The sequence below is a fragment of the Megasphaera lornae genome, assembly GCF_000214495.1.
Taxonomy (GTDB): Bacteria; Bacillota; Negativicutes; order Veillonellales; family Megasphaeraceae; genus Megasphaera; species Megasphaera lornae.
Window position 1 is genome coordinate 44,738 of the sequence record NZ_AFIJ01000004.1, and the last position, 20,714, is coordinate 65,451.

The 20,714-nt window shown below is 50.7% G+C and carries 21 protein-coding genes; 19 read left to right on the forward strand and 2 right to left on the reverse strand.

Going from position 1 to position 20,714, the window contains the following annotated elements; translation table 11 throughout:
- Positions 1-3 precede the first annotated feature (3 nt).
- Positions 4-249 (reverse strand): hypothetical protein, encoded by a 246-nt coding sequence (locus HMPREF1039_RS07935; RefSeq protein WP_141557570.1) that lies wholly within the window; start codon positions 247-249, stop codon positions 4-6.
- A 29-nt stretch (positions 250-278) separates the two neighbouring features.
- On the opposite strand from HMPREF1039_RS07935, the gene HMPREF1039_RS00330 reads away from it, so the two are divergent.
- The 19 genes from HMPREF1039_RS00330 (at position 279) to HMPREF1039_RS00415 (ending at position 19,617) form a co-directional block, all read left to right on the forward strand.
- The gene (locus HMPREF1039_RS00330) at positions 279-1,799 is read left to right on the forward strand and encodes a CoA-transferase (RefSeq protein ID WP_007390393.1); all 1,521 of its coding nucleotides are present in this window, start codon (positions 279-281) and stop codon (positions 1,797-1,799) included.
- 16 nt (positions 1,800-1,815) lie between these two features.
- Positions 1,816-3,195: a class II fumarate hydratase gene (gene fumC, locus HMPREF1039_RS00335; protein ID WP_007390354.1), complete on the forward strand. Its 1,380-nt coding sequence runs from the start codon at positions 1,816-1,818 to the stop codon at positions 3,193-3,195.
- Between the two features lie 208 nt (positions 3,196-3,403).
- On the forward strand, positions 3,404-4,168 hold the full coding sequence (locus HMPREF1039_RS00340) for a 6-carboxyhexanoate--CoA ligase (protein ID WP_007390368.1): 765 nt from the start codon (positions 3,404-3,406) through the stop codon (positions 4,166-4,168).
- The gene (locus tag HMPREF1039_RS00345; RefSeq protein ID WP_235720009.1) at positions 4,155-5,324 is read left to right on the forward strand and encodes an aminotransferase class I/II-fold pyridoxal phosphate-dependent enzyme; all 1,170 of its coding nucleotides are present in this window, start codon (positions 4,155-4,157) and stop codon (positions 5,322-5,324) included. Before HMPREF1039_RS00340 ends, HMPREF1039_RS00345 begins: the two co-directional genes overlap by 14 nt.
- A complete protein-coding gene (locus HMPREF1039_RS00350) occupies positions 5,312-5,851 on the forward strand; it encodes a hypothetical protein (RefSeq protein ID WP_007390366.1) in 540 nt (179 codons plus the stop codon). Before HMPREF1039_RS00345 ends, HMPREF1039_RS00350 begins: the two co-directional genes overlap by 13 nt.
- A 214-nt stretch (positions 5,852-6,065) precedes the next feature.
- Complete coding sequence (locus HMPREF1039_RS00355; protein ID WP_007390410.1) at positions 6,066-6,551, forward strand: tRNA (cytidine(34)-2'-O)-methyltransferase; 486 nt, start codon at positions 6,066-6,068, stop codon at positions 6,549-6,551.
- A 15-nt stretch (positions 6,552-6,566) separates the two neighbouring features.
- The gene (locus HMPREF1039_RS00360) at positions 6,567-6,914 is read left to right on the forward strand and encodes a YlbF family regulator (protein WP_007390394.1); all 348 of its coding nucleotides are present in this window, start codon (positions 6,567-6,569) and stop codon (positions 6,912-6,914) included.
- Positions 6,915-6,951: 37 nt separating this feature from the next.
- A complete protein-coding gene (gene murB, locus HMPREF1039_RS00365) occupies positions 6,952-7,827 on the forward strand; it encodes a UDP-N-acetylmuramate dehydrogenase (protein WP_288223851.1) in 876 nt (291 codons plus the stop codon).
- A 150-nt stretch (positions 7,828-7,977) separates the two neighbouring features.
- Positions 7,978-9,783 carry a translational GTPase TypA gene (gene typA, locus HMPREF1039_RS00370; protein WP_007390413.1) on the forward strand — a complete coding sequence of 602 codons (1,806 nt, stop codon included), beginning with the start codon at positions 7,978-7,980 and terminating at the stop codon, positions 9,781-9,783.
- 133 nt (positions 9,784-9,916) lie between these two features.
- Positions 9,917-10,183 (forward strand): hypothetical protein, encoded by a 267-nt coding sequence (locus HMPREF1039_RS00375; protein WP_039891562.1) that lies wholly within the window; start codon positions 9,917-9,919, stop codon positions 10,181-10,183.
- Between the two features lie 430 nt (positions 10,184-10,613).
- Positions 10,614-12,035, forward strand: a complete 1,422-nt coding sequence (locus HMPREF1039_RS00380) for an S-layer homology domain-containing protein (RefSeq protein WP_007390372.1) — start codon at positions 10,614-10,616, stop codon at positions 12,033-12,035.
- A 325-nt stretch (positions 12,036-12,360) separates the two neighbouring features.
- A complete protein-coding gene (gene glyQ / locus HMPREF1039_RS00390; protein ID WP_007390336.1) occupies positions 12,361-13,242 on the forward strand; it encodes a glycine--tRNA ligase subunit alpha in 882 nt (293 codons plus the stop codon).
- Positions 13,239-15,293 carry a glycine--tRNA ligase subunit beta gene (gene glyS, locus HMPREF1039_RS00395; RefSeq protein WP_007390403.1) on the forward strand — a complete coding sequence of 685 codons (2,055 nt, stop codon included), beginning with the start codon at positions 13,239-13,241 and terminating at the stop codon, positions 15,291-15,293. Before glyQ ends, glyS begins: the two co-directional genes overlap by 4 nt.
- A 6-nt stretch (positions 15,294-15,299) precedes the next feature.
- Positions 15,300-15,464 (forward strand): hypothetical protein, encoded by a 165-nt coding sequence (locus tag HMPREF1039_RS08065; protein WP_176603325.1) that lies wholly within the window; start codon positions 15,300-15,302, stop codon positions 15,462-15,464.
- 123 nt (positions 15,465-15,587) lie between these two features.
- A complete protein-coding gene (alr, locus tag HMPREF1039_RS00400; protein WP_007390361.1) occupies positions 15,588-16,787 on the forward strand; it encodes an alanine racemase in 1,200 nt (399 codons plus the stop codon).
- A gap of 264 nt (positions 16,788-17,051) precedes the next feature.
- Positions 17,052-18,230, forward strand: coding sequence for a pyridoxal phosphate-dependent aminotransferase (locus HMPREF1039_RS00405; protein WP_007390415.1), 1,179 nt, complete (start codon positions 17,052-17,054; stop codon positions 18,228-18,230).
- Position 18,231: 1 nt separating this feature from the next.
- A complete protein-coding gene (locus HMPREF1039_RS08070; protein WP_007390378.1) occupies positions 18,232-18,393 on the forward strand; it encodes a hypothetical protein in 162 nt (53 codons plus the stop codon).
- Positions 18,394-18,777: 384 nt separating this feature from the next.
- Positions 18,778-19,179 carry a DUF805 domain-containing protein gene (locus tag HMPREF1039_RS00410; protein ID WP_007390362.1) on the forward strand — a complete coding sequence of 134 codons (402 nt, stop codon included), beginning with the start codon at positions 18,778-18,780 and terminating at the stop codon, positions 19,177-19,179.
- A 15-nt stretch (positions 19,180-19,194) separates the two neighbouring features.
- Entirely contained in the window at positions 19,195-19,617 is a 423-nt protein-coding gene (locus HMPREF1039_RS00415; RefSeq protein WP_007390364.1) for a DUF805 domain-containing protein, read from the forward strand.
- Positions 19,618-20,109: 492 nt separating this feature from the next.
- Here the strand turns inward: HMPREF1039_RS00415 and HMPREF1039_RS00425 are convergent, their stop codons facing one another.
- Positions 20,110-20,670 (reverse strand): Ada metal-binding domain-containing protein, encoded by a 561-nt coding sequence (locus HMPREF1039_RS00425; protein ID WP_007390376.1) that lies wholly within the window; start codon positions 20,668-20,670, stop codon positions 20,110-20,112.
- Between the last annotated feature and the right edge of the window lie 44 nt (positions 20,671-20,714).

Consider the following 20,714-nt stretch of genomic DNA (forward strand, 5'->3'; position numbering starts at 1 on the left):
TTGTTAGAAAAACAAGCGGTGCAGAACGCCGGCCATAGCATACGATACGGATATACGGTCGCCTGCCCGGGCGGAAAAGAGGCACCGGGTACAGCGGGGATACAAAACCGGCGGTAACGTATTTTCCATAATCAACCGTACGACAGGGGCGGTCCCGTCGTACGGTTGGTGCTTTTTAGGGGGAGCTGTCGGCGGCGGTTGTAAGAATATCGGCGACAGGGGCTTGCAGATTCGGTCATCATCACGCATACTATAAGAACAGGGGGGAGTTTTGGGGTATGATAAAATTTATAACACCGAGAGAAGCGGCGCATTTAGTTGCCGATCATGCGACCGTGGCCATGAGCGGTCATGCCGGTTTCGGTACGGCGGATGCTATTTTACAAGCGTTGCAGCAACAATATGCGTTGACCGGAAAACCGGCACAACTGACGCTGGTCAAAGTGGCCGGTGCCGGTGACGGCGGCAGACGCGGCGGCGATCGGTTGGCCGCGCCGGGATGTATCCGGACGCTGATTACAAGTCATGTCGGTTTGGAACCGAAGTTGGCGGAAGCCATTCGTGCGGAACGTTGTTTAGCGTATATGATCCCGGCAGGCACCATATTTCGTTTGTATCAGGCTTGTGCCAGAGGGGAAAACGGTTTTTTGACGGAAGTCGGACTGGGGACGACGGCGGACCCGCGGTATGAAGGGTCATGCGGTAATGCACGCACCCGGAAAGAAGGGAAGCCCTTGGTTTCCGTAGAAACCGTACAGGGAAAAGAATATTTATATTATCGCACCTTTCCTATTCAGGTGGGCATTATTCGCGGTTCTATTGCCGATGAAACCGGTAATATTTCTCTGGAGCATGAAGACATGATCGGAGAGCAGTTGCAGATTGCCATGGCGGTTAAGCAAAGCGGCGGGATCGTGTTGGTACAAGTGGCGGATCTCGTGCGACGAGGAAAATTGGATCCGCGACAAGTGACGATCCCCCGTCATTTGGTGGACTATGTAACGGTGGTACGGCAGCGTGACGTGTGGACGGAGATTGTGCCGGATCCCGACGGCGGGAGACCGCATGAACCGCTGACCGTGCGGAAGATTTGTGCACGGCGGGCGGCGTTGGAATTGCAGCCGCAAGAGTTGGTGAATTTGGGCATCGGTATGCCGGAAAGTATCGGGAGTGTGCTGGCCGAAGAAGGTATGGAATCCCGCATTATTTCCGCTTCCGATTCGGGGGTGATCGGCGGCGTGCAATTGACCGGGCCGGAAATGGGCAGCGCGCTGTATCCGGAAGCGATGATTCCCATGGCGGACATGCTGTCGCTTTGCAACGGCGGCGGCTTGGACGTATGCGCCTTGGGGTTGGCGGAGACGGATTATCTGGGAAATGTTAATGTATCGCGATTTAACGGGTGTGTCGTAGGCCCGGGAGGCTTTATTGATTTAACACGGCAGGCCAAAAAAATTATTTTCTTAGGCACATTCACGGCTGTCGGCCTGCAGGCGCATTGCGAACGGGGCACCTTGTGCATTACACAAGAAGGTCGATACCATAAGTTTAAAAAACAAGTGGAAGAAATTACCTTTTCCGGCGTCGCGGCAAAACAGCGGGGGCAGAAGGTGTTATTTGTGACGGAACGGGCGGTGTTTACGTTGACACCGGCCGGTTGGCTGCTTACGGAAGTAGCACCCGGCGTGGATATACGCCGGCATATTATACCGTTTATGGATTTTTCGCCGCGTGTGGCCGCACATGTAAAAACGATGGATGCACGTATTTTCGGGGAGACGAAAATGGGATTACGGTAACAGACAGGAGGATCCTATGGACTATCGTATAGAAAAAGATTCAATGGGAGAAATAAAAGTACCGGCGCAGAAATTATGGGGCGCACAAACGCAACGCAGTTATGAAAATTTTAAAATCGGTACGGAAAAAATTCCCTTGGAACTGGTAACCGTTTTTGCGTATTTAAAGAAAACGGCGGCCTTGGTGAATGCCGAGGCGGGGGTTTTGGACGAAACGCGGAAAGCGGCTATTGTGCAGGCTTGTGAAGAAATTGTCGCGCATCGGTGGGACGATCAGTTTCCGTTATCCGTATGGATGACCGGCAGCGGCACCCAATTCAACATGAATATGAATGAAGTTATCGGCCATCGGGCGGAGCAAATCATGGCGGCACACGGCCAACCGGGACACGTACATCCGAATGACCATGTTAACCGTTCACAAAGCTCCAATGATATTTTTCCTACGGGCTTACATGTGCTTTCCGTATTACAATTAAAAGCGCGGTTATTCCCGGCGTTAGCGCATATGGAAGAGGTATTGAATGCCAAGGCCGAGGCGTATGCCCATATTGTAAAAATCGGCAGAACGCATTTGCAGGATGCCACGCCGCTGACGTTGGGGCAGGAAATCGGCGGTTGGGCGGCCATGATTCGGAGAAATCGGCAAATGCTTACGACGATGACTGATTTTTTACGCAGTATTGCCATGGGCGGTACGGCGGTAGGAACGGGAATTAATTGCCCGCCCGGGTATGATGTGCGATTTGCCGCCGTGCTCAGTGAATTGACCGGGGAAGAGTTTCATACGGCGGCGAATAAATTTCAGGCCCTGACGAGCAAGGATGAACTGACGGCGGTGCACGGCGGCTTAAAAGCGTTGGCGGCGGATTTGTTGAAAATCGCCAATGATGTGCGGTGGTTGGCCTCGGGACCGCGGTGCGGTATCGGGGAGATTCGCATTCCGGCGAATGAACCGGGAAGCTCGATTATGCCGTCTAAAGTAAATCCCACGCAGTGCGAGGCGATGACCATGGTGGCCGTGCAAGTCATGGGCAATGATGCGGCCATGGGGTTTGCGGCAAGTCAGGGAAATTTTGAATTAAATGTATTTATGCCGCTCATGGCGTATACGATGATGCAATCCGTGCGCTTATTAAGCGATGCGATGCGCTCCTTTACGGATCATTGTTTGGCGGGGATAGAACCGAATGAGGAACGGATTGCGCAATTATTGCAACGTTCGTTGATTTTGGTTACCGGTTTAGTGCCGCTTATCGGCTATGACCGATCCTGCGCGATTGCGAAAAAAGCGGCGCTGGAAGGAATTACCCTGCGACAGGCGGCGTTGGCGTCCGGCGTGGAGGCGCCCGCTTATGATGAAGTGATGGATCCGAAAAAATTGGCACGTATGTAGAAAGAAAAACAGTACCGATAAACCGTTACAGGGTTATCGGTATTTTTTTTACAATACGGGCGGTATACCGACCGGAAAGGCGTTGGACGGAGAATATATATAAATTTATTGTAAACTTTTTGAAATTAAAATAACATTGACAATTAAGAAAAAAATACGTATACTCAAGGACGTACGTTACAGAACATCAGGAAAGGAGTCGGTACAGATGTTGTACAGTATTAAAATGCATGCTCGGAAGGGCGGAAAAAACGGCCGTGTCGGTCGACATATTTCCGGTGCGGAACGAATCGTGAAGCCCGAAAATATAGAACAGGAAGTGATCCGGGTTTTGCGACGTGCCCGGCAACACGAACGCGGCGCGGCCGATTTTATTCAGATTAAAGTGGCCTGCGTCGAGCCTTCACAAATTCAGTATTGTCCGCTGTTGCCGGTGCGGCAACAGGATGTTAAGACCGTGGCGGAAGGGCGGCGGCAGGCGCGATTGGCGTTACTGCGAGCCGGCGTATCGGCAGCGGCCGCGGCTAAAGGCTTTTCGTATCTTACGGCGTTGCGTGACAGTATGCGCGGCGCCATGTTGGTGGATGCGGTCAGCGGTGAACGGGTGGACGGTAAGGGAGAGCGCGGCGTGCGGTGCAGTACCATGGATTGTGCCGATGCGGCAGCGTATGCCCGGGCACTGGCGCATACGCCGTATACCGGCCTGCATGCTCGGGAAGCATTTGTCCTGGCCGCCAAGGTGGCCGCTGCTCCGGGGACGGTTGCGGAGTTGTGCTGGTCCGATGATCCGCAATATGTTACCGGCTATGTCGCTTCGCCCCGGTACGGTTATGAACGCATTATGGTGATGAAGCAAGCGGGAGATCCCGTAGGCGGACGGGTTATTTTTATCCGGCCGACTACGGATGTGGAAGCGTATATGGCGTATTTACAATATCAGCCGGTGTTGGTGACTTGCCATGAACCTTTATGAGTTTGTGAATTCCCGTCTGGCGCAGCGGCAGGCACAGGGGCGATTCCGCCGCATTCGGGATTTACACATGATTTCGTCTACTTGCGGATACGATAGGCAAGGCCGTCGGTATCTTCTGTTTAATACCAATGATTACTTGGGTTTATCCCATCATCCGCTCGTGCAGGCGGCGGCCCGCAGAGCCGTCACGGACGGTTGCGGCGCCGGCGGTTCTCGCCTGTTGGCGGGAGCGCCGTTTATATTGCGGGAATTGGAAGAAGAATTGGCCGATTTTAAAGGCACGGAAGCGGCCTTACTGTTCAGTACGGGGTATATGGCCAATGTCGGCGTACTTTCGGCATTGCCGCAGGCAGGCGACGTGATTTTCAGTGATGCCTTAAATCATGCCAGTATTATAGACGGCTGTCGCATGTCCCGCGCCCGCACCGTCGTGTATGCCCATATGGATATGGACGATTTGGAAAAAAAGTTGCAGCACGAAAGCGGCGGCAGGCGGTATATTGTTACGGACGGAGTGTTCAGCATGGACGGTCATGTATGCCCGTTGCCGGCATTGGTACGGCTTAAACAAACTTACGGTGCCGTATTGCTGGTGGATGATGCGCACGGCTTGGGCGTGTTGGGAAAGAGCGGCCGCGGTACGGCGGAATATTTTGCGTGTCATGACGTGGATATACATATCGGTACGTTATCCAAGTCCTTAGGCGCGTTAGGCGGATATGTGGCCGCTTCGGAAGCGATTTGCCGGTATTTGCAAAACGAGTCCCGGCCGTTTATTTTTTCTACCGCCTTACCGCCCGCCGTGGCGGCGGCGGCCTTGACGGCATTGCGACTGTTACGGGCACAGGGGGCGTCTTATGTCGCACAAATTCGGGACCATATTGCGTATATGTGCCGACAAGTGCCGACTATTTCTCAACGGCAACCGCCCGTGCCCGTGTTACCGATTTTGACGGGGTCTTCCGCAGCCGCTATGCAGTATGCGGCCGCATGTGCCGAGGCGGGGCTCCTGGTATCGGCCGTTCGTCCGCCTACCGTACCGGAAGGTACGGCACGGTTACGTATTACGGTTACGGCCGGGCATACGCCCGACGAGTTGCGGCGAGGTGCCGACATTTTAAATGAACAAGGAGAAAAAGCGACATGGAAACAGTAAAACATACGGCTTTACCGGCGACCGAAACGGCCGGTAAAGAACCGAAAAAAAAGAGCGGCACCGGCCGGGATATTTGTCAAATCGCGTTATTGGCGGCACTTATCGGCGTCAGCGGCATGTTTAAAATTCCCGGGATTTTTCCGGGGACGGAATTTCAGCTGTCCGCATCTATTGCCGTAGGCATATGCGGAGTATTCGGATTTAAAAAATACATAACCGCCGGGATCATCGCTTCCGTTATCAGTTTGCTGTTGGGCGTACAAACCTTAATCAGTGTATGTATTGCCATGACATTTCGGTTGACTGTGGGCGTCGTATGGATGGCCTTGGGATCGTCACGCGTGTTTTATGCCCTCTCCGGTCCTCTCGGGACGACTGCGGCGCGGGCGGTGATTACGCTCATCTTGGGCAAGGGGTTTACCGCCATGTGGCTGGCGGCGTGCCCGGGAATGGTATTTACGGCGCTGACGTCTTTTTTGGCGGCGCACCTGTTACGTCGTTGCCAACGGGCCGTACAAAGAAGGTAGGCGAAACGAAGAAAAGCGGTTGCCCGCAGCAGGGGCGGCCGCTTTTTTGCAAGAAAAGCGGGGCGGAAAATTAATCGGCAAAACTTTCGTAAACAGTTGATTTTGTATAGAAAAAAAGCGTATTATAATAAAGGATATTAAGACTTGCCGTAGCGGCCGATGGTTGTCACAGCCGGCGGCGATGAAACCAGTAAGAGCGGAGTGAGGACGAATCATGCATATTGTAATGGTGGAACCGGAAATTCCCGGCAATACGGGGAATGTGGCCCGTTTATGTGCAGCCAATCATATGACGTTGCACTTAGTGAAGCCGTTGGGATTTTCGTTGGAAGATAAATATTTAAAGCGTGCCGGATTGGATTACTGGCCGTTAGTCGATGTACAGGTACATGAAAATGTAGCGGACGTGATGGCTAAGTATGCCGGACATGCCATGTACTATTTGACGACCAAATCCCGACAATGCTATGCGGACATATCCTTTACGGAAGATGATTTGCTGTTTTTCGGAAAAGAAACGAAAGGCTTGCCCGAAAGCATGTTAAAGGAACATCCGGAGCGGTGTTTCCGGATTCCCATGATCGAAGCGGCACGCAGTTTGAATCTTTCCAATTCGGTGGCCATTGTTGCCTATGAAGCCTTGCGACAGTTGCAATTTCCGGGATTAACCGGCGGCATAGGTATTGATAATTTACAATAAAAATGAGGTGTACACATGGAAATTTATGACAAAGCGCAAGCGCTGGCCAAGGCGATCGGGGAATGCCGGGAGTATGAGCAGTTGGTCAAAGCCGGCGAAGAGTTGGCAAAAGATAAGAGCACGAAAGACATGGTGAAAGAATTTTTGGTATTGCAGGCGGAACTGGCCTACGGACAATCTATGGGCGCCGCGCCGGCCAAAAAACGGACGGATCGCCTGAATGAGTTGTCCGTTTTGATAAAAAACAACACACAGGCACAGGATTATTTACAAACATATCATACATGGCAGAATATGGCGGGCGAAATATTGCAGATTATTCAACAGGCCATGGCTAAAGGAATGAGTATTCTTGACCGATAATCGTCTTTCCCTATTGATCAAAACCTTACAACCGCATATGAAACCGGAGCAGATGCTGGCCAATGAACCCATGTCCCGCCATACGACCTTTGCCGTAGGCGGGCCGGCGGATCTATTGCTGTTGCCTTATACCGTCAAAGAAATGTCCCTGGCCATTCGGGCGGCCCGGGCGTTACAGCTGCCGATTACCGTGTTGGGCGGCGGTTCCAATGTATTGGTTTTGGACGGCGGTATTCGCGGCGCGGTTATTCAGTTGCAGGCTTTGACGCAGGTCTTATACCGACATGACGACCGAATTACGGCCAGCGCCGGGCATATGTTGGCGGACGTGTGCGAGTTTGCCTGTGCCGAAGGACTCGGCGGTGCCGAATTCGCCTGTGGAATTCCCGGCACGTTGGGAGGCGCCGTCTTTATGAATGCCGGTGCTTATGACGGGGAAATGAGTCATATTGTCGCCCGCGTACGCACGGTGGATCATAGAGGCGGCGTGCATACGTATGCGGCGGCGGCATGTCGCTTCGCGTATCGTCGCAGCCGTTTTCAGGAAACGCAGGAGTACGTGGTGGAAGCGGAGTTATTGTTGCATGCCGCTTCCCGCAGCGCCATTCAGGCACGAATGGAAGAACTCATGCGGCGGCGACGCAGTAAACAGCCTTTGGAAATGGCCAGTGCCGGCAGTACGTTTAAACGGCCGCCGGGATATTTTGCCGGCACCCTGATTGATCAAACCGGTCTCAAAGGGTTAACGTTCGGCGGCGCGCAAGTATCGACGAAACATGCCGGCTTTGTGGTGAATACCGGTCGGGCAACGGCCCGAGATGTATTGCAGGTTATTCATGCCGTACAAGAGCGGGTGGAAGCGGCACACGGCGTGCGTTTGGAGCCGGAAGTGCGAATTTTGGGAGAAAAATGAGGAACAACGGAGCGGAAGATCGACGGATCTTCCGCTTTTTTTATTTTAAAAGCCGAAAATATTCACGAATGAATATTTTCGTGTTATACTTAGTAAGTTACATACTTCAATAAAATGTTTTTGTATTTGCTGGTATAGGAGAGAATGTAGATGGAACGTACAGACATTCGTAATATTGCGATTATTGCACACGTTGACCACGGTAAAACCACCTTGGTGGATGCCATGTTGAAACAAAGTCATATTTTTCGTACGAACGAAAAAGTAGCGGAACGGGTTATGGACTCGGGAGATATTGAACGGGAACGGGGAATTACGATTTTATCCAAAAATACTTCCGTTATGCACGACGGCGTTAAAATCAATATTGTCGATACGCCGGGGCATGCCGATTTCGGCGGTGAAGTGGAACGGGTACTGAACATGGTCGACGGCGTGTTATTGCTGGTCGACGCCTTTGAAGGCCCCATGCCGCAGACTAAATATGTGCTGCGGAAAGCGTTGGAACAGAAATTAAAACCGATTGTGGTCATTAATAAAATTGATAAACCCGGCGCGCGGGTGGCGGAAGTGGAAGACGAAGTACTGGAGTTGTTCATGGAATTGGATGCGACGGATGAACAATTGGAATTTCCCGTCGTCTATGCCAACGGTCGGGACGGTATTGCCAAATTGTCCATGGACGAAGAAAGCAAGGATTTGGAACCGCTGTTCAAGACCATTGTGAACCATTGCCCCTGCCCGCAGGGAGATGCGGACGGCCCGTTGCAGTTCATGGTGACGACTTTGGATTATGATGAATATGTGGGGAAAATAGCCATCGGTCGTGTAGTGCGCGGAAAAATGGTTCCCAATCAGAATGTAGTAGTCACGGACGGCGAAGGCCAGCGACGCGGCAAAATCGGTCGCGTGTATACGTATGAAGGTTTGCAACGTAAGGAACAGACGGAAGCGGCAATGGGGGAAATCGCCTGCATTGCCGGCATCGGCGATTTGAAAATCGGCGAAACCGTAACGGATCCGCAGAATCCGGAAGCCTTGCCGAAAATTGATATTGATGAACCGACGTTGTCCATGATTTTCTATGTCAATGACAGTCCTTTTGCCGGACAGGAAGGCGACTATGTGACGAGTCGGCATTTGCGGGATCGCTTGTTCCGGGAAGTGCAGACCAATGTATCCCTGCGCGTGGAAGAAACGGACAGTGCCGATGCTTTCAAAGTTTCCGGTCGCGGTGAATTGCACATTGCCGTGTTAATTGAAGAAATGCGGCGGGAAGGCTATGAATTGCAGATCGGCAAGCCCAGTGTCATTACCAAACAGATTAACGGCCAAAAATGTGAACCGCTGGAAGCGTTGACCATTGACGTACCGCAGGAATTTATGGGAGCAGTAATGGAAAAATTGGGTACCCGCAAGGCGGAAATGGTAAATATGACGGATGTTTCCGGGTATACACGCTTGGAATTTATTATTCCCGCTCGCGGACTGATCGGTTTTCGCAGTGAATTTTTGACGGCCACCAAGGGCAACGGCATTATGTACCATGTATTTCACGGGTATGCGCCTTGGAAAGGTGAAATTCCCGGCCGTACGCGCGGCAGTTTGGTCGCCTTCGAATCGGGGACGACTACGGGGTACGGAATCTTCAATTTGCAAGATCGCGGCGTAATGTTTATTAAGCCGGCCCAAGAAATTTATTTAGGACAGGTAGTCGGGGAAAGCAACCGCGATGTGGATATTGATGTCAATCCGTGCAAGAAAAAACATTTGACCAATACGCGTTCTTCCGCTTCCGATGAAGCGTTGCGGTTAATTCCGCCGCAAGATATGGGCTTGGAAAAGGCGTTGGAATGGATTAATGAGGATGAATTGGTGGAAGTTACGCCGCAAAGCATTCGTATTCGCAAAGCCATTTTAGATAAACATGATCGTAAACGCGCCATGCGCAAATAGAAAGATATCGACAACCGCCTCCTTATAAGGGGCGGTTTTTTTGCGGGAAAATCGGGGTTGCACACGGAACATATGCTGCACGGAGAAGCGAAATAAATTTCATAATAAATATAACTATAAAAAAATAAACTAAATGTCCGATTGGATTATTTTTGAACCGTTTGGAGTGGAAGAGGAAAAAAAAGAGAGCTACAATATACCTGTAATTATCATTATCCCCGTAATGATAAGACTGTTCCGGAGCGTGGGAACGGCACTACCCCATAGGACCCCTCTCCTTTACCGTTTCTGCAAACCGGGACATAAAAAGAGCGCAGAAGGCAGCATGCAGCATTCTGCGCTCTTTTTGCTTGCGTATATAAACCATAATGAAAAACGGGCTTTTTTTATAGAAAAATAAGAAAAACGGCTCGCACAAACGTGTATGATGAAAATATATTCTGCACGGTTCGGAACGGTCGTTCAGAAAAATAGTCGCACTGAAAAAATAAACGACCTGCAGGCAGCGACGCATTCCCGACACAAGTGAGAAGAACTATAAAAACTGCCGGGAACATGAAGCCGAATTTTCGCATACCATAGAATCGGACGGGATACACAGGGGAAACCGGGCGGAAAAACAGCGCGTACTTGTCGAGAAATATGAAAACACCGCTCAAAATAGTTGACAAGAAAGAGAAATGCCTGTATACTTTCCTTATCACATGGTTTGCATGTGCGGATGTACCGTTTTTCACGTATAGGGCACAGAGAGGAAACAAGGAACACTCGTCCGTTACCCTGTATGATGAAAAAACGACATCACATTTTAGTGAAAAGGGGTAATTCACATGAAAAAAAGTAAAGTATTGGCAGCCTTGGTTGCCACTATGGCTGTAGGCGCTACGTGCGCTTTTGCGGCTAATCCGTTTGCTGATGTTCCCAGTGACAGCTGGGCATACAAATCTGTCGTTACGTTGGCCAACTCCGGCATCATCCAGGGTGTAGACGGCACGCATTTCCAGGGACAACGCAACATTACGCGGTATGAAGCGGCTGAAATTACGGCCAAAGCTATGGCCCATGCCGATCGCGCCAATGCACAGCAACGTGCGATTATTAATAAACTGGCCAATGAATTTGCCGGCGAATTGAATACGTTGGGCGTACGTGTTACCAACTTGGAACAACAAGTGGGTACAGTAAAATTCTCCGGTGATGCACGGGTACGGTATCGTCATGCCGGCAGTGCAACTAATGAAACAATTAAATGGGCTCAAGACGGAGATAAACTCAAAGGGACTACTACGACAAGTGAAACCGCTGATGATGCTTATAAGAATGATAAGGCATGGGATTACAACATGCACCTCAATGCGGATGCCAAAGTCAGCGATACGATGACGGCGCATTTCAGCGTATTTACGGATGATCAGCAATTCAGCGATGATAAAGCTGCCGGTGACTTGCATGCGTTTGTCAATAACGCCAACTTGGAATACACGCCTAATGACAATTCAAGCGTACAAATCGGTCGCATCGACGGCTACACCATGGGCAATGCGTATGGCTATCAATACGGCGATGTATTGGAAGGCGTAAAGGCCAACTATCACAACGATCAGTTCGCCGTGACTGCCGGCTACGGCAAGTTGAAGAGCGGGGATCATGCCGGGAAGAATGTTAAAACGGGCTTCGGCGAAGTAGAAGGCTTCTTCGGCAACGGTTCCGCTGCCGGTGTATACTACAACAACTTTACGGTTGATCCGGCTCATAAGTATTCGACTCAAAATAAGGACGGCTTTAAAGCCGATTCTCTTTGGGGCGCGTATGTAAATGCTAAATTGGCGGACAACCTCAGCGCTATGGCGAACTATGAATCCGTCAATCTGACGACCGCCGCTAAAGCTGCTGCAAAGACGGCCGGGAATAAAGAAACGCCGGCTGTATGGGTAGGTCAAGTTACGTACGGCAATTTGGATCAGGAAAAAGCCGGTTCTTGGGATACATGGGTGGAATATCTCCATGCTGATGCCGGTTCTTTGGTCGGCGGCTCTTCCGCTTCGTGGCGTAAGGATTTGGACAACGTTAAATCTTGGGGCATCGGTGTCGATTATACGGTTTCCAAGAATGTTGTTCTTAAAGCGGCACAGACGTTTGGCTCTAAAGCAGTAAAACCGCAGTTTGATGGTAAGAAAGAAGCCGGACAGGAACAGCATGCACAGACGAAGCCGTCTGAATACACCACTGTTTCTTTGAACTTTTCTTTCTAAGAGAACGTCCGCACGGACTGTAAACAGATACGAGTTTCGACTCGTATCTGTTTTTTTTGACACGAAACGCCGAGTGTGGTATGATAAAAAAAATTATATGGCAATGCAGGAGAGGAGTAGACATCAAAGCAGCGAAACAGGGACGGTGGGAGCCTGTTGGCGATGTTGAAGGCGCTCTGAAGGCCGGAGCCGGAAGTTCGGTGAATGTGTATGGCTCGGAAATGAAGCGGGTCGCAGACCAAAGAGGGTGGAACCGCGGGTGAAAACTCGTCCCTGTAACACGTGTATTCGTGTTACAGGGATTTTTTTGTAGGAGGGAACGCACATGAATTTTCAAGAAATGATGTTTGCATTGAAGACGTTTTGGTCTTCCCAAGGCTGCATTATGTACGAAGCGTATGATGTGGAAAAGGGAGCCGGCACTATGAATCCGGCCACGTTTTTGCGGACCGTCGGACCGGAACCGTGGAAGGTGGCCTATGTCGAACCGTCGCGTCGGCCGGCGGACGGACGCTATGGTGACAATCCGAATCGCCTGTATCAACACCATCAATTTCAGGTGATTTGCAAGCCGTCGCCGGATACGATTCAAGAATTGTATTTACAAAGTTTGGCCGCCTTGGGGATTCGGGCGGCGGAACATGACATTCGGTTTGTGGAAGACAACTGGGAATCGCCGACGCTGGGCGCATGGGGATTAGGCTGGGAAGTCTGGCTGGACGGCATGGAAATTACGCAGTTTACGTATTTTCAGCAAGTCGGCGGGATTGATGTCAATCCGGTAGCCTCGGAAATTACGTACGGCATGGAACGGTTGGCGATGTACATTCAAGGCGTGGAAAATGTGTACGATTTGCAATGGAATGAAACGTTTACGTACGGCGATATTTTTCACCAAAATGAAGTGGAACAATCGACGTATGCGTTTGAGTTGAGCGATGCGGACATGTTGTTCGAACTGTTCGATCGCTATGAAAAGGAAGCGCAACGCATTGCCGCCAAAGGATTGGTCATTCCGGCGTATGATTATGTGTTGAAATGCTCGCATACGTTTAATTTGTTGGATGCGCGCGGCGCCATCAGTGTCAGTGAACGCGCCGCGTTCATCGGGCGCGTACGGAAGATGGCCGGCATGTGTGCCAAAACCTATTTGGCACAGCGGGAAGCGCTGGGATTTCCCTTGTTGAAAAAGGAGGCAGCGAAATGAGTAAGGATATTCTCTTGGAAATAGGGACGGAAGAAGTGCCGGCGCATGCGATGCCGGGGATTTTACGGCAGTTGCGGGAAGCGGCCGCGACGGCCTTGCAGGAGGCGCATATTCCCTTCGACGCCGTGCGTACGGTAGGGACGCCGCGGCGCTTGGCTTTGCTGGTCACGGCGGCGGCGGAAATGCAGGACGCCGTAACTACCGTACATAAGGGGCCGTCCGCCCGGATTGCGTACGCGGCGGACGGTACGCCGACGAAAGCCGCGCTCGGCTTTGCGCGCGGTCTGGGTCTGGACGTGACGGCACTTCGCGTGCAAGATGGCTATGTGTTTGCCGAAGTGACGCATACGGGCGAGGCGACCAAGACGCTGTTACCATCGTTGTTGCCGGCATTGATTCAGCACTTGTCGTTTCCCAACAGCATGCGGTGGGGCCGGGAAACGTTTCGCTTTATTCGTCCTATTCGGTGGCTGGTAGCGCTTTTCGGGGAAGAGGTGATTCCCTTTACGTTGGCCGGCGTGACGACCGGACGGCGCAGCCGCGGGCATCGTTTTTTGGGTGACGGCGATTTCGATATTCCGTCGGCACAGGCTTATGAAGCGACGGCGCGGGACCATTTTCTTATGGTGGACCCGAAAGAGCGGGAAACGTATATTCAACACGAATTATGTCGGGAGCTGGCGGCGGCCGGTGCCAAACAGACGGTGGATCCCGTGCTGTTGGAAGAAGTCGTGTATTTGGTGGAATATCCGACCGTGCTCTGCGGCTCTTTTGATGAAGCGTATTTACAGTTGCCCGAGGCGGTTATTATTACGCCCATGAAGGATCATCAACGGTATTTTCCCATGTATTCGGCCGCAACGGGACGGCTCATGAATCGTTTCCTTACCGTGCGGAACGGCGATGCGCGCTATTTGGATACGGTGCGGCACGGAAATGAACGGGTGTTGCGGGCAAGATTGGACGATGCCAAGTTTTTCTTTACGGAAGATCGGAAGCAGTCGTTGTGGGCGCATGTGGAATCGTTGCGCCATATTGTTTTTCAAAACGGCTTGGGTACCTTGTATGATAAGGCATTGCGGCTGCAAAAGTTGACCGTGTATTTGAATCATTCGTTGCAGTTGGGGCTGGAAGATGCGCAGCTGGAACGCGCCTGCCTGTTGGCGAAGGCGGATTTATCGACGCAAATGGTCATGGAATTTACGGAATTGCAAGGCGTTATGGGCAAGGAATATGCCAAGTTGGACGGGGAAAGCGAGGCCGTGGCCGCGGCTCTGCAGGAACAGTATTTGCCGCGGTATGCGGGGGACGACTTGCCGCAGACGGTGATGGGCAGTGTGTTAAGTGTGGCCGACAAGATCGATACGCTGGTCGGAATGTTCCGGTTGGGAAAACTTCCGACCGGTTCACAGGACCCGTATGCCCTGCGTCGGCAAACCATCGGCGTGTTGCATATTCTTTTACAGCGGCAATGGGATGCGGATATGGACACGCTGTTGGATGCTGCAGCGGCCGGGTATGCAGCGGCGGACGAAGCGGCCGGCGACGTGCGCAAGCAATTGGAAGCGTTTATTGCGTTGCGGTTAAAAAATATTTTCCAAGACCGGGGACATGAAGCCTCGTTAATTGAAGGCGCCATGGCCGGGCATCCGTTAAACGCCATGCAGGGGCAACGGCGCGTAGAGGCTTTGGAAACGGCGCGGCGTCTGAAGCAGGAAGATCTTTTGCAGGCCTATACCCGTGTAGGTAATATGGTCCGGGAAGATACGCCTACGCAAGTGACGGAAGCGCTCTTTACAGCGGCGGCGGAACGCGACTTATGGGCCGTTTGCCGGCAAATGGAAGCGGCTTTGCCGAAGGTGTATGCGGCGTATGATTTTGAGGCGGCTTTGCGGATTTTGCGGACGGGCATGGACGCAATCCGTACGTTTTTGGATACGGTGCGGGTTCTCGATGAAAATCCCGCTATCCGGGAAAATCGCTTGCATTTATTGGCGCGTGTGTATGCGTTGATTCGTCCGTTCGGAGATATTCGAAAAGTTAAAAACTGATACAGCATGGCGGAACGTCTCCTCAGTCGCGGCCGGGGAGACGTTTTTTTTGCCGCAAGTATTCCGAAAACTGCGGGACGGGCGGCGTATAGGGAAACAGAATTCGCCATGCGGCGGCGGCGTAAGGTTCGGGTAACGGCGAAACGCGGCATACATCCGAAAAAAAGGTGACAGTATTTGCAAAGTAATGAAAAAAATATACGGAAATATTGCGTTATGCGAGAAAATATGTGGTATAATAAATTCCTGTAATAGGCGATTTCGGCAAGCGGATAAGGAGAGGAACGAGAAACATTGGATACGAATACATTGATTCAAAATTTTACGAAACGTCCGGTGTGGGCACAAATCGATTTGGATGCGGCCATTGCCAATATCCGGGGCATTCGTCGGTTAGTCGGTCCGCAGGTGTGTGTGACGTCCGTTGTCAAGGCCAATGCGTACGGGCACGGCGCGATTGAACTGGCCAAGGTGTTTTTAGGGCACGGTGCGGATCAAGTGGCGGTCGCCTGTCTGGGGGAAGCTGTCGAGTTGCGGCAAGGCGGCATTACCGGACGGATTCTTATTTTGGGACATACGGACGGACATCGGGCGGAAGAATTGACGGCATACGGAGTAGAACCGACCGTGTTTCGGTATGAAGATGCGCTGCGGTTTTCTCGTGCCGCGCAGGCCCAGCATCGCACGGTGAATATTCATATTGCCGTCGATACGGGGATGGGGCGTATCGGCTATGAACCGAATGCGAACGGTATTCGTGAAATTCAAGCGATAGCGGCGCTTCCGGGGCTGCAATTGGAAGGGGTATTTACTCATTTTGCCGTTTCCGACAGCAATACGCCGGCGGATCGGGCGTATACGCAGGCGCAGTATCAGTGTTTTACGAAGTTTTTAACCGCTTTGGCGGAGGTCGGCATTCGTCCGGTATATACGCATTGCTGCAGTAGTTCGGGTTTGTTGTCACAAACCGCGTTTCATCAAAATATGGTTCGTCCCGGGATTCTTCAATACGGCTATCATCCTTCGGGTACGGTGGCATGTACGTCGTTTACGCCGCAACCGGTGATGTCGTTGCGGTGTTGTATTACGCATGTGAAATGGGTACATAAAGGGCAGTATATCAGTTATGGCCGTCATTTTCAGGCGACGAAGGAAACTTGCATCGCCACGATTCCCGTCGGCTATGCCGACGGCTATCCGCGTCTGTTGTCCAATCGTACGGAGGTTTTGGTGCACGGGCGGCGTGTTCCGCAAGTGGGGAATATTTGTATGGATCAATGTATGATTGATGTAACGGACGTGCCGAATGTGCAGATCGGCGATGAGGCGGTATTGTTCGGTACGCAGGGCGAAGGGTCTTTGCCGTTGGAAGAGTTGGCGGCCGCAATCGGCACGATTGATCATGAAATCCTTTGTAATATTAATCGGCGTGTGCCGCGCGTGTATGTGCGCGGCGGGCAGGTCGTACGGCGGGTGGAATATTTAGTGGAATGAAGTATGCTGAATTAATGTTACCCCTGTAAAATATATACATTTTATATATAATGCTGACGATGATTTTTAATATATAAATAAAAAGCACGGCTTTTCTTGCGAAAGAATAATCTGTGCTTTTTTTGCGGAAAGCATACGGGCGCTTGTCGTGGCGGCGACGGTCCGAGCAGCGATGAAAAGAAACTGTATTCTTGTAATGCAATGGGAAAATGTCAAACAATCATGCTATAATATAAATAGTAAATACAGGTAGGCGGTGATGCTATGGATTGGCAACAAAAGGTTACTCCGAAGGTGGCGGCTATGAAACCTTCGGGCATTCGGAAGTTTTTTGATTTGGCGGCACAACTGGAAGGGGTGTTGTCTTTAAGTATCGGCGAGCCTGATTTTACGGCACCGCCGGAAGTGTTGACCGCCATGCAAAAAAGTTTGACAGACGGCAAGACGGGGTACACGGCCAATGCGGGGATGTCGGCGTTGCGGCGGGAAATCGGCGCCTATATGCAAAGACAGCATCAGTTGACGTATGATCCGGACCGGGAAATTTTAGTGACCGCCGGCGTGTCGGAAGGGTTGATGTTGGCGGCTATGGCGTATTTGCAGGCAGGGGACGAAGTCCTGATTCCCGAACCTGCCTTTGTGTCGTATCCGGCGGTGGCGGAAATGGCCGGCGCCTGTCCCGTGCCCGTGCCGACCCGAGCGGCGCAGGGGTTTAAATTGCAGGCGGCGGATTTGGAAAAGGCGGTGACGGCGCGCACTAAAATGTTGCTCATGGGCTATCCGAATAATCCTACCGGTGCCGTGTTGTCCCGAGAAGAAATGGCACCGATTGCGGAATTTGTCCGGAAACATGATGTATTGGTGGTGACGGATGAAATTTATTGTCGGCTTATGTATGAGCAGGTGCCGTTTACGTCCTTTGCGGCGTTGGCGGGAATGCGGGAACGGACGATTGTTTGCAACGGGTTTTCCAAAGCGTGGGCGATGACGGGCATGCGACTGGGGTTTTTATGTGCACCGGCAGCGGGGTTGGCACCTTTGGCAAAGTTGCATCAGTACGCGGTCATGTGTGTCAATACGCAAGCGCAGTATGGCGGTTTGGCGGCTTTACAGGAGGGGGAAAAAGCGGCGGAAACCATGCGCCGGGAGTATGATCGGCGGCGGTGCGTGTTGTACGATGGGTTGCAGGCCATGGGGTTGGCCGTGACGAAACCGCAAGGGGCCTTTTATATGTTTCCGGATATACGCATTACGGGGATGACGGATACGGAGTTTTGTGAACGGTTGCTGACGGAAGAAAAAGTGGCGGTCGTGCCGGGATCCGCGTTCGGTGCGGCCGGTGCCGGACATGTGCGAATTTCTTATGCCGCTTCGTATGAAACGATTGTCGAAGCAATAGGGCGTATGGCGCGGTTTGTGAAAAAATATAAAAACGCACGCTGAAATGGGAGCGGCGTGCAGGCGGCAGGCGGTTCGCGGCGTGCGGCGCGACGGGACGCGGTTTCGGAAAAAGCACGGGATCACCGGTCGGCGGCATAGGATAGGAAGCGGCGATACGCGTATGCGGGTTACTTTACGGGTGCGGATACGGGGGGAACGGCGGTGAGGAACGGGAGCGAGGCTTAGTTGCTATGGTTGCCGTTCTTTGTCGCCGGTTTTTAGCGGTTTTCTACATATAACCGGAAAACATATGTAATACCGTGCATTTGCCAAATTTGCATAGTACAAAATGATATGATAAATGATAATCGCATAATAACAGGAAGGAATGGAGAAATACGGGAAATAGCCGATAATTATGATAATGCAAATCAAAAAAATAGTGCCTACTATGTTTTACATTTCACAAACAACTGCTATAATATAAATAAAGCTGTTACACATTCATAAAATAATTTTATATACATACGGCACCTAAAAAACGGTAGGTGTGTTCGGTGTAGGAATGGCGGCAGCAGCTAATGGGGGAAGAGGTAAGGAGAGATAGCAGATGGAAACGATGGAAACCATGGAAGCGGCAGGAAAAAAAGAGTTCACTCGCATTGTATATAAAGAAGAAGCTTTTTTACAACGATTTTTTTCCTATCGCGGACGGTTAAATAGAAAGCAGTATTTTTGGCGAGTATTGGCTACGGGAATTGCCGGCGTGTTGTTTACACAGGTTTTTCAGGACGGTACGCTTTTAACCGCTTTGGGCTATGCGTTGGCGATGGCGGCCTGGGTGTCCAGCTTGATGCTGGGGATTCGTCGGTTTCATGATTTGAATAAAACCGGTTGGGGTATGATTGCCGGGGTCATTCCGGGAATCAACATTGCCCTTGCGGTTTACCTGGTCATGGCGAAAGGCGCAACGGAAGAAAATAAATTCGGGTTGGCACCCGCCGCATATTAGAAAGGAAGAATACGGATGCAGTCATTTTGTCAGGCTATGTTACAACAGGAGCCTTATGAGGAACAACAAGCGTTTCGGGATACTGCGAAGGAAGGCGATTGGCGTCGCTTTTTGTTTTCGTATCACGATCGGTTGAATCGCAAACCGTATATTTTCGGTTGTTTAGCGGCCGGGATGGTGGGAACGGCGGCTTCCGCCATGTTGGATGCGATTTGGTTTCCCGTGAACTTGATTGTGGCGTTTCCGGTGTTGATTCTGTGTGTGGTCGCCTGTGCGTGTTTGACTATTCGCCGATTTCATGATTTGAATCGTTCCGGATGGCTTTATTTCCTGACGTTTATACCGCTGTTAAATATTATTTTAGGATTTTATTTAGTGTTTGTTCGCGGTACATGCGGTATGAATCGGTACGGACCGGATCCGTTGGAAAATCGGTAAATATGGTAAAAATGCCTATTTTTATAAAATAGGCATTTTTTGTTGTCTTTTTTTCGACGGGAGTATCTATGCGAGTCTATTTTAAGAGTCGCGGAAAATTGAAAAAAAGTAAATTTTTATAAAAGTATATAAAAAAGGCATGGTTTTCGCTATATGTTGAAAAAAACGTATAAAGAAAAATAGAACTTTGTTTTTTGACAATTCGTGTATTATATCGGTAACGGCTTAGATGGGCGGATACTAATAAAAAAACAAGAAAACACAATTAATCTCATAGTATAATAAAGGTAAGAAAAAGAAATGATAGAAAAAATAAGTAATGAAAATAATCTGATGAGAACAAAAAGAAGAATAAATATGCAACAAAACAACAAAGGGAATAAAGGTATAAAAAAAAGAATAAATGGCAATAAAATACAAATAAAAAAGAACCTGTCCGGTACGGACAGGTAGGATATAGCGGTGAAAGTGCCGCTGATAAAGAAAAGATACTCATTTTCTTTTGCTTTGTTGTTGTCGCATGCGATAAGCGGAAGGAGTTTGGTGTACGTATTTTTTGAAGATGCGGGCAAAGTGGGATGGGGAACAATAGCCGACGGCCGTGCTGATATAGGCAATAGAGTATTCGTCCTGCAGCAGTAATCTTTTGGCTTCCTGACAACGCAGCCGATGATGGTAAGATAAGAGGGTATCATTGGTTATTTCATGAAAAATGCGGACTAAGTAGTTGCAGTTTACGAATAAGGCGGCGCTTATGGCGCGAAGCGAAAATTTTTCCGTATAGTGCAGGTGAATATATTTTTTTGCTTTTTCCGCCAATTCTTTTTTGGCGCCTTTCCATTCGGGGCAGTCGGGGCGGCAACAGCAGCAGGGACGATAGCCGGCCTGCAGAGCGGAAGGAAGGTCATAAAAGATGACAATATGAGAGGGCACGGCATGTCGGGTAGCGCAGGAAGGACGGCAAATGACTTTGGTAGTCGTCACGCCGTATAGAAATTTGCCGTCATAGGCGGTATCTCGTTTTTTTATGGCCTGCCACTCTTCCGGTGTCATCAGGATCCCCCCCTCTCTTTTTTTTCGTTATAGGTCGGTTTGTT